General features: G+C 44.3%; 14 protein-coding genes and 1 tRNA gene. 2 read left to right on the forward strand and 13 right to left on the reverse strand.

Annotated elements, in window-relative coordinates:
• Positions 1-966: LacI family DNA-binding transcriptional regulator (locus EJ419_RS06675; RefSeq protein WP_240680368.1), on the forward strand; the 966-nt coding region annotated here is incomplete at its 5' end.
• 226 nt (positions 967-1,192) lie between these two features.
• Here EJ419_RS06675 and EJ419_RS06680 read toward each other — a convergent pair.
• The 3 genes from EJ419_RS06680 to EJ419_RS06690 all read right to left on the reverse strand — a co-directional run bounded on the left by EJ419_RS06680 (position 1,193) and on the right by EJ419_RS06690 (position 4,547).
• Entirely contained in the window at positions 1,193-2,011 is an 819-nt protein-coding gene (locus tag EJ419_RS06680; protein WP_131284900.1) for a carbohydrate ABC transporter permease, read from the reverse strand.
• A 19-nt stretch (positions 2,012-2,030) separates the two neighbouring features.
• Positions 2,031-2,957 (reverse strand): carbohydrate ABC transporter permease, encoded by a 927-nt coding sequence (locus EJ419_RS06685; protein WP_131284902.1) that lies wholly within the window; start codon positions 2,955-2,957, stop codon positions 2,031-2,033.
• A 267-nt stretch (positions 2,958-3,224) separates the two neighbouring features.
• Positions 3,225-4,547 (reverse strand): ABC transporter substrate-binding protein, encoded by a 1,323-nt coding sequence (locus tag EJ419_RS06690; RefSeq protein WP_131284904.1) that lies wholly within the window; start codon positions 4,545-4,547, stop codon positions 3,225-3,227.
• A gap of 429 nt (positions 4,548-4,976) precedes the next feature.
• On the opposite strand from EJ419_RS06690, the gene EJ419_RS06695 reads away from it, so the two are divergent.
• Positions 4,977-5,996, forward strand: a complete 1,020-nt coding sequence (locus tag EJ419_RS06695) for a LacI family DNA-binding transcriptional regulator (protein WP_131284906.1) — start codon at positions 4,977-4,979, stop codon at positions 5,994-5,996.
• A gap of 249 nt (positions 5,997-6,245) precedes the next feature.
• On the opposite strand, the gene EJ419_RS06700 is transcribed toward EJ419_RS06695, so the two are convergent.
• The 10 genes from EJ419_RS06700 to infA form a co-directional block, all read right to left on the reverse strand.
• Positions 6,246-7,664: an MFS transporter gene (locus tag EJ419_RS06700; protein ID WP_131284908.1), complete on the reverse strand. Its 1,419-nt coding sequence runs from the start codon at positions 7,662-7,664 to the stop codon at positions 6,246-6,248.
• 101 nt (positions 7,665-7,765) lie between these two features.
• A complete protein-coding gene (locus EJ419_RS06705) occupies positions 7,766-9,769 on the reverse strand; it encodes a glycoside hydrolase family 127 protein (protein ID WP_131284910.1) in 2,004 nt (667 codons plus the stop codon).
• A 473-nt stretch (positions 9,770-10,242) separates the two neighbouring features.
• Positions 10,243-10,328 (reverse strand) — tRNA-Ser (locus tag EJ419_RS06710).
• A gap of 132 nt (positions 10,329-10,460) precedes the next feature.
• Complete coding sequence (locus EJ419_RS06715; protein ID WP_131284912.1) at positions 10,461-11,417, reverse strand: tRNA pseudouridine synthase A; 957 nt, start codon at positions 11,415-11,417, stop codon at positions 10,461-10,463.
• Between the two features lie 442 nt (positions 11,418-11,859).
• Positions 11,860-12,354, reverse strand: coding sequence for a 50S ribosomal protein L17 (gene rplQ / locus EJ419_RS06720; RefSeq protein WP_131284914.1), 495 nt, complete (start codon positions 12,352-12,354; stop codon positions 11,860-11,862).
• Positions 12,355-12,471: 117 nt separating this feature from the next.
• The gene (locus EJ419_RS06725; RefSeq protein ID WP_131284916.1) at positions 12,472-13,467 is read right to left on the reverse strand and encodes a DNA-directed RNA polymerase subunit alpha; all 996 of its coding nucleotides are present in this window, start codon (positions 13,465-13,467) and stop codon (positions 12,472-12,474) included.
• Positions 13,468-13,545: 78 nt separating this feature from the next.
• Entirely contained in the window at positions 13,546-13,944 is a 399-nt protein-coding gene (gene rpsK / locus EJ419_RS06730) for a 30S ribosomal protein S11 (RefSeq protein ID WP_018143440.1), read from the reverse strand.
• Positions 13,945-14,012: 68 nt separating this feature from the next.
• Complete coding sequence (gene rpsM / locus EJ419_RS06735) at positions 14,013-14,390, reverse strand: 30S ribosomal protein S13 (protein ID WP_131284918.1); 378 nt, start codon at positions 14,388-14,390, stop codon at positions 14,013-14,015.
• A 154-nt stretch (positions 14,391-14,544) separates the two neighbouring features.
• Positions 14,545-14,661, reverse strand: a complete 117-nt coding sequence (gene rpmJ / locus EJ419_RS06740) for a 50S ribosomal protein L36 (RefSeq protein WP_021618597.1) — start codon at positions 14,659-14,661, stop codon at positions 14,545-14,547.
• Positions 14,662-14,673: 12 nt separating this feature from the next.
• Entirely contained in the window at positions 14,674-14,892 is a 219-nt protein-coding gene (gene infA, locus EJ419_RS06745; protein ID WP_003827269.1) for a translation initiation factor IF-1, read from the reverse strand.
• Between the last annotated feature and the right edge of the window lie 144 nt (positions 14,893-15,036).

The following is a 15,036-nucleotide window of genomic DNA, read 5'->3' on the forward strand; positions in this document are numbered from 1 at the left end:
AAGGGACATATAGCACCTGCTACTCGTCGCCTAGTTCAAACAGCAGCAAAAGAATTAGGATATATCAAAATTGAAAATTCACGTAAAAGTTCATCCGGGCTCATTGGACTTATTACGTCGGATTTTATCGGACGTTTTTCTCTTCCTCTTCTCACGGGAGCAGAAACTACTCTAGGTGCATCAAATCATGCAGCTCTTCTTATGAGTTCCCATGGCAAGCCAAGTATCGAACAACGTCATATTAATCTTATTGCTTCTTATGGTGTTGACGGACTTATAGTCGCAGGAGATACAGCAAATCCCCGTGCGCCATTACCGGAAAACGTAACACAAGGACTTCCAACAGTTTACACTTATGATCCATCTACAGATGCTTCGGATTGTAGTGTAGTATGCGATAATCGTGGCGCAGGACGGCAAGCCATAGAATATTTGATTAATCTTGGAAAACGACATATCGCCATCATTAGTGGTTCTGATACATTTCAAGCTTCACGCGACCGACAGCAGGGCGCGATGGACGCGTTCCGCATGTACGATATGCAACCACTGGCTGTTATTAATGATCGTTGGAGCGAAGAATGGGGTTATAGAGCATCTCATTGGTTATTGGACAGATATCCTCATTTAGATGCCGTATACTGTCTCAGTGATGAAATCGCACGTGGTGCATGTAGCGGGTTTGCTGTACGCGATTATCATGTTCCTTCCCAAGTAGCTGTTATAGGACATGACAATTGGGAAGTGTTTAGTACGGGAATGCATCCAATGCTCACCACATTTGACAACAATATCTCTCTACTCGGAAAGAAAGCCGCACGACTTCTTCTTGATGCTCTAAACGGAGAGCCCCATCATGGAATTCATACAGTGGAATGTTCGCTTATTATCCGAGAGTCCACTGACCCTCATAAGCGAATGAGGTTGCGCGGATCTGGCTCACTTACAGGACTCGAACGATACTAAAAAGGTGTTGTACAGTTTGCAATTGAAACTGTACAACACCTCGATTTGCGCAAATCTATCATGTATGGAATTAAAAAATTGGGTATTTTATGCCACTGACATAAAATACCCAATTCCCATTCCTAGATGGTGGCATACACGGCTCCAAACATGCACGCCGCCATCCCCATTGTTCCCAAAAAGGCACAACTCCCTAGGAACAACAAGCCTATAATGAAATGGTTTATTAACCCTTTACAGCACCGGCCATAAAGCCCTTAACATAATACTTTTGCAAAGCGAGGAACAAAATAGCTGTAGGAATCAGCAAAATTACTACGCCTGCTTCAGTTGCACCATAATCAATAACGCCCATAGTTTGCTGACGCATATTGACCAAGGTCAAAGGAAGAGTTGCATTAGACGAGCTAGACAAATACAGCGGAATCATGAAGTTATTCCATGCTTCAAGAAATGCTAGCAGACCTACAGTTACCATTGATGGCTTCACTACAGGAACCAGAATCTTTATAAGAGCTTGGAACGAGTTACAACCATCGACCATAGCAGCTTCTTCCATATCCTTAGGAATTGATTCAAAAGCGTTACGCATGATGAAGGTACTCATTGGCAGCTGGAAGAGAGTAATAACCAATCCAACGCCAATTAGGGAATCATTTAATCCTATTTGCTTGTACCATACCATCAAAGGAATCAGCAATGAAGCATATGGAACCATAAGAATGGAGAGTGTAACCATAAATCCAAGATTTCGACCTGGATAGTTAAAACGTGAGAATGAATATCCCGCGAGAGTACATACAACAACCGAGAAGACTACCGCTACTAAGGTCACAACAATCGAATTGAGTAAATATTTCCATAGCCCATCTTGATATCCAAACAATGTCAAATAGTTATTAACACCCCAGCCTTGTGACTGTGCAGAGCCTGGTTGCGGACTAAACGAACTAATTACTACCCACACCAAAGGAGCGATAAATACTAAAGCTAAAAATGCTTCACAAATTCGAGCGATAACGCGTTTCCACATTGGAGTTGACATAGTATTTTCCCTCCCCTAACTACTTCGTATTGTCGCGCATACCGCGCATTTGAATGGAATTAATAATGACTAGAGCTGCGAGAACAACAAGAGACAAAGCTGCTGCCATTCCCAAATCTTTCTTCGAATCGAATGCGAAGTTATAAATCAGCTGAACAACTGTCATCGTCGAATTATTTGGACCGCCCTTAGTAAGAATGAAGAATTGATCAAATGCCAAAATTGATCCTGTTACGCAGTAAACCAAGCACATAACAATTGTTGGCTTCATCAATGGAAGTGTTACGGAACGGAAAATTCTCCATGTACTTGCACCATCCATACGAGCTGCTTCATACAAATCGCTTGGAATTGCTTGCAAACCAATCATCATAAGGAGCATGTAGTACCCAGAGAAACGCCACACGATAACAATAATTGTCGCCCATAAAGCACTTTGACCGGTAGCTAGAACAGATCCGCCTTCTTGCATAAGACCAAAGAAACTCAAAATACGAGTCACAGGACCAACCTGTGGGGAATACAGCGCGTAGAACAACAATGAGGCTGATGCCAGACCTGTTGCTGATGGAAGCAGGAAGCAAGTACGCAAGATATTATTCCATCGACTGCTCTCCTGGACTATCAGCGCTAATACGAGGCCTAGGGCGAGCAAGAAGATGGTTACGATAACGGTGTACTCAAGAGTAAACCAAATTGATTGCGGCAGTAGTTTATTCTCAAAAACTTTAATAAAGTTTTCTGGGAAGTTTGTGCCACGATTTCCCCCGAGCAATGACCATCGTGAGCAAGCCATTATGACAAGCAGGACGATTGGCACGAAGAAAAGAACAACAATCATTACCCAGTTAGGCAATGCATAGAGCAAACCGCGTCGAGTTTCAGCAGCTTGCGAACGTGAACGCTGTACTGGAATGGACTTCGCGTTCTTGGAACCAACGGTCATTTTCCCTCCTTGGAGCTAATGAGTGTGTAGTATATGTACCTCTTGAAGTCATATACTTCTTACCGACGATGGCAAGATCTCTGTAGACGTTGAAATCCGCTATAAAGATTGTCTTAAGGCTGTCTTAAAACTGGCTGCCTTATCTCATTCACCCGGACCTTAAGACAATCTCCGTAGCAGACCACAACGAGTGTGGTCTGTTTTTAGTTATTATGTTGAGTATTTAGTTAGGTTTTTCACTATTTCTCAAATTGATAACTCTAATAATTACTTGCTCAAAACTTCGGTCACGGCCTGATTATCTGTCTTCAGGTCACCTTTACCCCACACGGCGTTCTGAACAAGAAGCTGCCATGGGGAGCCTGCTGCGTTGAACGCTTCGTTGAATGCAACAGCCTTTGGAGATTTACCATTACCATCAATAATTACAGAGTTAATAGTCTTGATACGTGGATCAGCATTCTCATATGCAGTCTTGAGTGTCTTAATGTTAGAAGCAGTATCACCGTTGTCTGCGAATACTTCTTTCTGCGCATCTTCACTCATGAGCCAAGACAAGAAGTTCCACGCCTGAGCAGCATGCTTAGAATCCTTAGAAATACCCATAGCATCACCGCCAAGGAAGGTAGAGGTCTTTCCTTCCTTAGTACCAGGGATAGGGGTTACACCAACCTCTACGCCGCCAGTCTTTTCGGCTTCAAAGAGAGCAGCTGTGGATGTGTTCGGATATGGCATTACGCCAATCTTGCCATTTGCAAATGGAGCGGTCCACGTAGCTCCAGTTTCTTCCTTAGATCCAGCACCTAAACCATTGTTTGTATTTGCAAGTTCTTTGTACGCATCGAGAACTGCCTTCATGGATGCATTATCCAATGTCGCTTCAGTGCCTTCTTCGTTCAAAACGTTCTGACCGTCTGCCCATACAGATGGGAAGAGAGTGAATACTAAGGCTCCACCTGACTGACCAGAGAAGTAAGATCCGGCCACTCCGTCCTGATTTAGTGCTGCTACTGCCTTTGCCTGCTCTACAAATTCAGAGATAGACTGTGGTCCTTTTTCTGGATCAAGACCAGCTTGACGATAGAGAGCCTTATTCCATACCATCACAGAAACATCAGTAATAAATGGCAGTGTATACTTCTTGCCATCGATAGTTCCTGCATCAATATGACCCTGCTGCAAGTCTGATTTATTAGGCAATTCATCAATTTGCTTGCTCAAGTCAGCAAAAATACCTTCTGATGCCCAGTAAGGGATACGGACGACATCGCCTGCGAGGATATCAGGAAGCGAATTGGTCTGTGATGCACCACCAACTTTTCCTTCCATATCGTCATTAGGAATAATCTCAAGCTTGACTTGATTTTTATGAGAGGCGTTGTATGCCTTTACCGCATTCTTCGCCTGACGTTCCAAAGGAGAACGGGTCCACAAGGTAATTGTGGTACCATCATCCGTTCCATTTACTGGAATATCAGCAGTTGAGCTTGCTGAAGTTCCACCTGAAGAACCACATGCAGCAATTGGAAGAAGCAATGCAGCTGTCGCCAATCCTGCAAGTACACGACCGAACTTATGGAAAGCTACCATATTCGACTTCTTTCTCTAACCTGTTCTGCTTTGAACAGTTGACGGTATTTCCGTCACTTTGCTTTCGCCCTTTCACCCTTCGTTGACTGTGTTCCTTTGCGAAAACCTTTTCTCAGTGTATGCAAATTTTTCTCAAATTCAAAATGTGCTATTTCGGAAAATAATCTATCCCATCAATACATAGAAACGGCTTAAAATCAACGTTTTCTCTTATAATTCGATAGTATTTTTAACAGAGAACGTGTCATTTTCGGAAAATTTTCATTTTTAGAATTCCAACTTGACAATGTACCGCACGGGGACAAAATTTAAGCTTTTTGCTATTACAGTAAATTTCAAACACATATGCGAAAATTTTCGCATGACATTATATAATATATGATGATATGCAAAGATGCCCCCCATATTCTCACACGAAGAGGTCATACTATGGAGTATCCTGACACGAACCACTCATCACGCCTTGAAGATGTTGCTCAATTGGCACAGGTTTCCATTGCAACAGCTTCTAAAGCTCTTAGTGGCCGCCCTCGAGTTAGCGAAAAAACACGACAGCGAGTTTTCGATGCTGCGAGACAGCTCAACTACTCCCCTAATAAACTTGCTCAGTCTCTGGTACAAGGGCGTTCAGGCACTATTGGCTTGATTACGTCAGACTTACAAGGACGTTTTTCTACTCCGATACTTATCGGAGCGGAAAACGAATTCCGCTCACATTCTGCTATGGTTGTTCTCGCAAACGCACGCGGTGAGTCTACGTTAGAGCGCGATCATGTCGATAGATTGCTTTCTCTTAAGGTAGATGGACTACTTATCGTCCAATCAAAAACTAACGCCCGCCCAAGCCTCGGCCATGATTTTGGAGTGCCTTTGGTCTATGTCTATGGGCCTTCGAGCGACCCTCGGGACTGTTCCGTGGTATGTGACAATGTTGCAGCCGGCCGAATTGCTATAGAGCATCTTATTTCTTGTGGGAAGAGGAAGATCGCTATTATCGCTGGAGATGAAACATATACTGCTGCTCACGATCGATTAACAGGCGCGAGGAATGCTCTTCACAGCGCCAACTTAGAAGTCGCGGGACCGATACGTTTTGGACATTGGGATGAAGACTGGGGTCGCGCAGCAACACGACTGCTTCTCAATCAAGGTGTTGAATTTGATGCTGTAGCATGTCAAAGTGATCAGCTAGCTCGCGGCTGCATTGACGCATTGAAAGAGCGAGGACTACAAATACCAACCGACGTAGCTGTTATTGGTCATGATGATTGGACTGTCTTAACGACAAGTTCCAGACCTCCTCTTTCTAGCATTGACAATAACAGTGAAAATCTCGGACGCATAGCTGCTCGCGCGCTTATGGACGCTATCGAGAATCACCCTCACCATGGTGTCGAATATGTTCCATGCAGACTTATTGCACGAGATTCTACTCTGCCTCTTGACTGATTATGATGCAAAACCGGTCTCGATGCCTGGTAGATATTGATGCGCCAACGCATATAATTTAAGAAGAACTATCAACATAAATTATTATCAACGCCATTATTCTGTATTTTGATATGTAAAAATTCAGTCATCTTAGCATGTAAAAGTGGGATTGTTCTATCAAACTTGATAAAACAATCCCACTTCGGTATGGAAGGAAGAAAAGAAATGATTAAGTTGTAGGATAGTCCTTTCTATCAGGCAATAATTTTATTCGTTACTCAGGCGTTCACTGCGCTGAGCAAGTTCTTTCTTAATTTGTGGTTCCATCTTTTCGTATTTACGATAGAAGCACATAATTAAAGCAACGATTGCGTAGACAATAACTGGAAGCCAAATAAAGCAGAAACTAATAGAATCCAGAGCCTGCTGACTTTGCTGTGCATTGGCTACATAGCCATTGGCATTCATGATTTCAAGTGGTAGGAATGCTCCCAGTCCGGATCCTACTTGAATGCAAAATGCTGATCCTACAGCCGTAAGGAATCCAGCAGCATGAATACCGGTTTTCCATTCGCCGTAATCAACAGTATCTGCAAGCATACCGAATGGCATACCACACGCAATAGCCGCGCCAATAACGCCAATTGTCCAGAAGATTACAGCAAGCGCAACATTATCACCAGCCAACGGCATGAGTAACTGCCCTAAAGCGCCAATGCCTAAACCAATAATCATCGTCAGAGTCTTATTCTTGAGCTTGTTTGCTAAGATTGGCATTGCTAGAGTACCAACGATACCGATTATTTGCACACCATTAAACAGCGATGTTAAGTTTTCATTACCGAGATTGTATTTCGCATAGTACACTGCGACACCGTTTCGGGTCGATTGGGCAATCCAATAAATTACGAAAGCAGTGACGAGGATGAGCCATGGCCAGTTTTTCCATGCTGCTTTCAAAGAATCCTTAAATGGAATTGCTTTCTGCTTACTTGGTTGGTAGTTATATTCTTTCAAATTTTTAAATGCCGTCACCAGCAAAATAATTTCAATGACGCCATAGATAGCGGTCACAACCATGAAGCCTGTCTTATCACCGCCACCAATCATTGTCCCAAAGAAACCAACAAGCGGAATAGTGAAAGACGAAGTAATGAAAGTTCCGATATTACCACCAAGCATACGATACGAATTAGCAATATTGCGCTCATTTGAATCCGATGTCAAGTTCGGCAAAATTGCAGTAATTGGAGTTTGCACACCGGTATATACCGCACCTGCAGCAAGAATATAAGTAATCAACGCATACCAGAACTTTGACACACCATTTGGTAAATCAGGCGCCGTGAAAGCAATGAATGCCGTTACAGCAAACGGTACGCATAACCAAAGGAACCATGGTCGGCTCTGTCCCCATTTAGTATTTGTATGATCTACAATAGATCCCCAGATAATTGCTGAGATAGCATCAGCAAAACGCGCAATTAGAAGAATTGTTGCAGCGCCTACAGCGCCCGTTGCCGGAATACCGAAGACATCTGTATAGAAATACATGATGTACGATGAAATTGTAACGTATAGCAGATTTCCTGCCATATCGGTAAAGGAGTAGCTAATTTTCTCCTTCATAGACAATTTCACGGCACCTGAATTTCGGGCTGCTTGAACGGAGCTATTATGGCTCATTGTATTATCCTTTCGTAAAGAAAGTTGGGGTGCTTGCTTGTGCTCAAGCACCCTGAAGTTCCCATGTATACTGGGTTGTGTTTTGATTCTTGAGATGGAGCTTAGAAATTAGAATCAAACCACACTTGCATTTGACCAATCTCACGATTAGCCCATGCATAATATGGAATCAACGAAAGAGTTGTACGTTCCTCTGGTTCCACATCATGTGCATCCATATAGAGCGGAGCATCTGTCGCATCATCAACACGCTTAAGAGCAGGAATTATAACACGTTCAATTCCATTAAGTTCGTGCGCAACGTATTCGCTTGATGCATGATGAACACTCTCGCGCTCAACTCGATAGTTCCACAATGGACCTGCGTTGTCTGATTCCTCAGCACAGTAGACTACAGGGCCACGCATTACAGCAACCTTTCCAACATCATGACGCACATTGGACTTAGAACGCATATAATGTACCGACATATCGAATTCAAGGTCGAGGACAGTTGTACCTGGCTCAAGAATAAATGAAACAAATCCATCCTCGAGAGAAGTAGACTGTGTCACATCAGTGCCATTGATTAGAAGGCTGTAGTTAGAACGCGACCACTGTGGGATACGAACCATGAATTTCACTGGTTCTGCACCTGTTGGCACGTCTACTGTCAGCTCAACATTGCCTTCCCAAGGGAAGTTTGACTTCTGAGAAACAGTTATACCATCAAAGAACTCTGCATCATTAGCAATGAACTGATGGGCTGCTATAACTCGTTCTTCCTCTCGGACCGTATAGAGGTAACGATCAATTGAAGCAATAAAACGAGCGATATTTGCTGGACAGCATGCACAACCAAACCATTCAGCACGATGCATCAAAACATGCGCTCTGTCTGGATTATGCTCTGACGCCTGAGGATCAGCTTCAAGTGGATTGACATAATAGAAGTGCTTTCCGTCGAGCGCGATGCCGGAGATGGCACCGTTGAAGATTTCCTTTTCAAGAACATCCGCGTATTCGCCCTTAATGGAGATATCGAGCATTTGACGCGCAAAGAAACTCATCCCGACGGAAGCACAAGATTCACCATACATTGTATCATTTGGAAGATCATAGTCGTAAGTAAATGCTTCACCTACGTGAGTAGAACCAATTCCACCAGTAAGATACATACGACGACGTACGATATCCTCCCACAAACGTTGAGCAGTTTCACGAAGCCCTTCGTCTTTGGCTAATCGTGCTACATGTGCTACACCAGTGAGCATATAAGCGACACGTACTGCATGTCCTTCAGCCGTTTGCTGCTCGCGAATTGTACGAGCTGTCTGTGTATATTCGTGGCTCCATCCCAACATCTGTGGGAAGATAGGTGTTGCGCCTGATTCACGTGCAGCACGGTTTTGATTGTCATAGAAATGAGGATCCTTACCACGTACATCAATGAAGAATTGAGCGAGCTTGAGATAACGCTCTTCATGCGTTGCTTCATAGAGACGTGCAAGAGCAAGTTCAATTTCAGGATGCCCATCAGAACCGTGAATCTTTCCCTCTTCATCGCCGAAGTTTTCATCTAGACAATCAGCCATTTTACGGGCAATATTGAGAGCCTGCTCATTACCGGTCACTTCATAATACGCTACACCTGCTTCAATGTAATGCCCCATGACATACATTTCATGGCTTTGCTGAAGCTGACTAAAGCGAGGGCGAGCATTATATGAGCCCGACTTAATTTGGAATGGTGTATCAAGATAGCCATCCTCATCCTGAGCACGCGCAATTAAATCGATTAGTTCATCGCAAATCTTCTTCAATTCAGGATTATTATCATACGCTAATGCATACGCAGCTTCTTCGAGCCACTTATAAACATCTGAATCCTGGAAAACCATACCATTGAAATCTGCATTTTCATCACCAGCAACGACACGCAAGTTTCGTACTGCATGGCTCCATTCGTGAGAGAGAGCTTCTACTTCTACTCCAGAAGGATCTTCTGGTATATCAATTTGCTGTTCATCATTGATAACAGCCCACTGATACGGAATAACTTCTTTGGCAACATTCTCGCGGTATTGCTTCCAGAAAGGAGAAGTAACTGTAACATTCGCAACCATGTTGTCTTCCTTTCGCCATTGATTATTGTTATTATTTGTTGAGAAAAATCCGTCTCTTTCCTACTTCTATATAATAAAGATGTGATTTCGATTGATTGCAAAAGTACACAGTTGCGAAAATTTTCCTATTTTTTTATTCTGTTTTCGCTCGAAGTTTCGCATGATTTATAATGTTTTCTAGTCACATTATGCTATTTGAAAACATATGAAATCATGAAGATACACTAAAACCAACAACGGATGCCTAGGCTAGTTCTAACTTTAATATACAATAAGATCTCACTCACACATGAAAATTCATTATTCGCTTGAGTTCTTTTGGACTCTGATTAATGGACCTGAAGTTGCTCGTCTTAATGGAATAATAACTATTTTGCTGAGTAGCCGTTTCATGTCATCCACTCATTAACTATTGACTAGCATATTTCCAATATGTAAGACCCCTCCCGAAACGCTTCGAGAGGGGCTGAATGCGGATGATAAGGGATTTGAACCCTTGGAGGTGTTTAGCCTCACACGATTTCGAGTCGTGCTCCTTCGACCGCTCGGACAATCATCCTTGTTTGCATCTTTTCGATTTTCATCTGTAAAATGCGAACTTTTTAAGTATGCCACAAGATAGCGAAAAACGCTAATTTATTAGTGTTGGTGAGTCAAGATTTAGCACCCGTTTTCATCTTGACAGCAGGTATTAATCCAAACTCCGCACCGCTCTAATCGCGTTAGCACGTTCTTCTAACAATCCGTCTTCTGGGTAATTCACTCGTTCTAGAGTTAATCCACATGCAGGAGCCGGTCCAGTCAAACCTTCACGCTGAGGATGCGCGACCTTATCAGCAAACCACTGAACAGTTTTCTTTCCACGACCTACCGCTATGCTCGCACCTACGAGTGAGCGGACCATGTTCCGAGCAAACGCATCAGCGATAATTGTGAAAGTCAAAAGTCCTGATTCTGCAAACTCAATCTCGTAAGCACTTTCATCAGTTCTTGGATCAGCTCCTACGGCCTGAGTGTCTAGACTATCCGCTCCCCCATGATAAATATTCATCGGTGTAAGATTCATGTCCGGTACGCGCTGCCAACGCGCAAATTTAACTTCACGAATAGTTGTCCCTCCCGGATTAGGAAGAGCGAATGATCCGAAATCGTGCAGTCCGATCGTAGATGACACCGCTTCGTTCATTGCTTCAACGTCAAGAGTATCGTCTATTCGCAAAACCATATTACGCAATCGTGGATCTGCGTGAGCTAATTCATCCGCGACCCTATACACATAAACTCTGTCTGAAGCCGAGAATCGGGCATCAAAACCATGTACCGCTTCCTCAACCGAGTAAATCGTTATATCGTCAGGAACGATTCTTCGAATTCTTCTAAATAGCGCTTGTGTTCCTGAAACATCATGCATATGTCCAATAGCCCGGTTCAACACATCATCATCTACATCGATATGACATACTTGACCACTAGCATGTACACCTGCATCTGTGCGCCCAGCTACAGTGAGACAAACGTCAGAGGAATCAAGCCTAAGCACTTTAGCAATTGCAGCTTCAACTTCGCCCTGAACCGTTCGTTGATCAGCCTGGCGAGCCCAACCGTGAAACTGCGTACCGTCATACGCTAGATCAATCCTCAATCGCATAGGAATTATTGTATGCGATACTTTGTACGCACGGTGTCATGTAGTTCAGATCAATCATATAATTCTGATAGAAAAGTGTGTGAACAGCTAAGCAGTCCTACCTGCGAATGATTCCATACTTTTCTATTTCTATCCAATTCGATCCACTCTTGAGCAAAACAGGTCGTTTCTTTGCCACAATTTACGATTACGATTCATTAAAGTGACCCCTTCTGCACAAAAGCACGGGAATATACGCATAATCGACAAAACAACGAGGCTTCCGACAAGAAAACCTCGAACATCGTTAAAATTCGTATTTCAAATACCCAATATCAACTTTAGTCATCATCGTCAAGCATCATCGTCCAATATCGATGCAAGTATCAAACACCCGCAAATAAAAAGTTGAGCCCAGCACACTTTCGTGTACCAGGCTCAAATTTCGAATAGTTTATCTTAACTACTCTGCAACTTCTTCAGTAGTTTCCTCAGCTGCTGCTTCTGCTTCAACTGGAGTTTCTTCTACTTCTTCAGCTACCTTTTCTGCAACCTTAACTGCAGCTTCAGCTTCCTTAACAGCAGCCTTCTTAGGGGATACTGGTTCGGTTACGAGCTCGATTACAGCCATTGCTGCGTTATCACCCTGTCGTGGAGCAATCTTAACGATGCGGGTGTAGCCACCTTCACGCTGTTCCATCTGCTCTGCAATCACTGTGAAGAGTGCGTGTACAACAGACTTGTTGCGAATCACGCGCATCACGCGACGGCGAGAGTGCAAATCACCACGCTTAGCAAGGGTGATAAGGCGCTCTGCAAGTGGACGCAAACGCTTTGCCTTTGGCAAAGTAGTGGTAATGCGACCGTTCTGGAACAGGCTTGTAGCCATGTTCGCGAGCATAAGACGCTCATGTGCTGGGCTTGAAGCCAGACGTGGGCCCTTCTTTGGTCTTGGCATTTTTGTTCTCCTTATCCGACACAGGTGGGCATAAGCCCGAACATCTGAGTCGGGTTTTAAATTATGACGATGGTATTCTTACCAAACGATTTCTCATTACTGCGACGAACGCAATAATTACATATCATCTGGAGTAAAGAATGTACCACCTTCAAGGTCTACCGGATTGAATCCCAATGGAGAAGCTTTCAAGGAAAGACCACGTTCTTCGAGCTTTTCCTTAACTTCATCAATGGACTTCATACCGAAATTACGGATATCAAGCAAATCCTGCTCAGTACGCTTGACAAGCTCACCAACAGTGTGAATACCTTCACGCTTGAGGCAGTTGTATGAACGCTGTGTAAGGTTGAGATCCTCAATTGGAATCTCAAGTTCTGGGTCACTTTCTTCTACTACTGGAGCAGAACCGACCTCAATACCTTCAGCTTCTTCATTCAACTCACGTGCGAGACCGAAGAGCTCTACCAAAGTAGAACCTGCGGAAGCTACAGCATCGCGAGGAGAAATTGCCTGCTTGGTTTCTACGTCAAGAATAAGCTTGTCGAAGTCAGTGCGCTGATCAACGCGGGTTGCTTCAACCTTATAGCTTACTTTCAATACTGGTGAATAAATCGAATCAACAGGAATACGACCGATTTCATCGCCATCCTGCTTGTTCATCTGAGCTGGAACGTAGCCACGGCCACGCTCTACTGTGAACTCAATTTCCAATTCGCCATCTTCTGCGAGAGTTGCGATATGCAAATCTGGATTCGCTACAACGACACCAGCAACCTCAGTGATATCACCTGCGGTAACTTCACCTTCGCCACTCTTGTGCAAATAAATGGTAACTGGCTCGTCATATTCACTAGTGAGCACAATCCCCTTGATATTGAGGAGGATTTCGGTTACATCTTCTTTTACACCTGGCAGAGTTGTGAACTCATGCAAAGCACCTGAGATGCGAACCGATGTCACTGCGGCACCTGGAATGGAGCTCAAAAGCGTACGACGCAAAGAGTTACCCAAAGTGTAGCCAAAGCCTGGTTCCAATGGAGTGAAAGTAAAGCGTGAACGCTGAGGATTAATAACTTCCTCTGTCAGTGACGGACGTTGTGCAATAAGCACCTTCGTATCCTTTCAGCTTAAGACCAGTGTGCACTTCCTGATCTTCGCGGGTTGGACTAATAATTGTCTGTCTTGTGCTCAGACGCGGCGACGCTTTGGAGGGCGTACACCATTATGTGCCTGTGGTGTTACGTCAGAGATTGATCCGACTTCGAGACCAGCAGACTGGAGGGAACGGATTGCGGTTTCGCGACCGGAACCTGGACCCTTAACAAATACATCAACCTTCTTGACACCGTGTTCCTGTGCCTTACGAGCTGCAGCTTCTGCTGCCATACCTGCTGCGTAAGGTGTGGACTTACGGGAGCCCTTGAAGCCTACATCGCCACCAGATGCCCAGGAGATAACTGCACCTGAAGGATCTGTAATGGAGATAATAGTGTTATTGAATGTGGACTTAATATGCGCTTGGCCGACTGGAACCGACTTACGGTCCTTACGACGAGGCTTGCGCGTGGCTTGCTTTGCAGCTGCCATGAGAGACCCTCATTTCCTTATAGCTTATATGTAATGTAAGCGATGCCTGTTACAGCGTGGCTTATGTACTACTTAGTAGCCTTCTTCTTTCCAGCAACTGTGCGCTTTGGACCCTTACGAGTACGTGCGTTAGTCTTGGTACGCTGGCCGCGCACTGGGAGGTGACGGCGATGGCGCATACCCTGATAAGAATTAATCTGAATCTTACGACGAATATCTGCATCGATTTCACGGCGCAAATCACCTTCGATTTGGTAATTTGCTTCGATGTAATCACGGAGCTGAATAAGCTGTTCGTCGGTGAGGTCCTTTACACGAATATCTGGAGAAATACCAGTTGCTTCGAGTGTCTCCTTAGCGCGAGTGCGGCCCACACCAAAGATATAGGTGAGAGCGATTTCAATGCGCTTCTCATTAGGGATGTCGACTCCGGCAAGACGTGCCATCTTCGAATTCCTTTTCTGTTCTACGGGGGTCGTGCACTAAATCCTCCGCCCTATTGGCGGCTCAAGCCTCCGTACTTGAGGTTCAGCTGCATTCTTTTTTATTGCGAACGCAGTCTGTGATTTAGCGCCTTATTGTGGTCGCTGTGACCTGCTACTAGCCCTGACGCTGCTTATGGCGTGGGTTTGCGTTGCAGATTACCATTACGCGACCGTGACGGCGAATCACGCGGCAAGAGTCGCAGATACGCTTAACACTTGGGCTAACCTTCATGGGGTTTTTCCTTTACTTGTAACGGTATGTAATACGACCGCGAGTCAAATCGTATGGGCTCATTTCCAGAACCACACGATCTTGCGGAAGAATGCGAATGTAATTCTTTCGCATCTTTCCCGAGATAGTAGCCAAAACGATATGCTTGTTTTCTAACTCGACACGGAACATTGCATTTGGCAACGCCTCAACAACTTGTCCCTCGACTTCGATAACACCGTCTTTAGCCATTGGCCTCATTCCTCGCTAGATTACTAGAGTATTTTCTTGTGAAAACACACCAACTAAAAATGATAACAGAACGCGCGGACTACATTTCCTGCAGTCCGCGCATGTGCGGTTTGTTTATAGTATATCGGTTGGATAGTACACGAA

The sequence above is a fragment of the Alloscardovia theropitheci genome (genome assembly GCF_004332295.1).
Taxonomy (GTDB): Bacteria; Actinomycetota; Actinomycetes; order Actinomycetales; family Bifidobacteriaceae; genus Alloscardovia; species Alloscardovia theropitheci.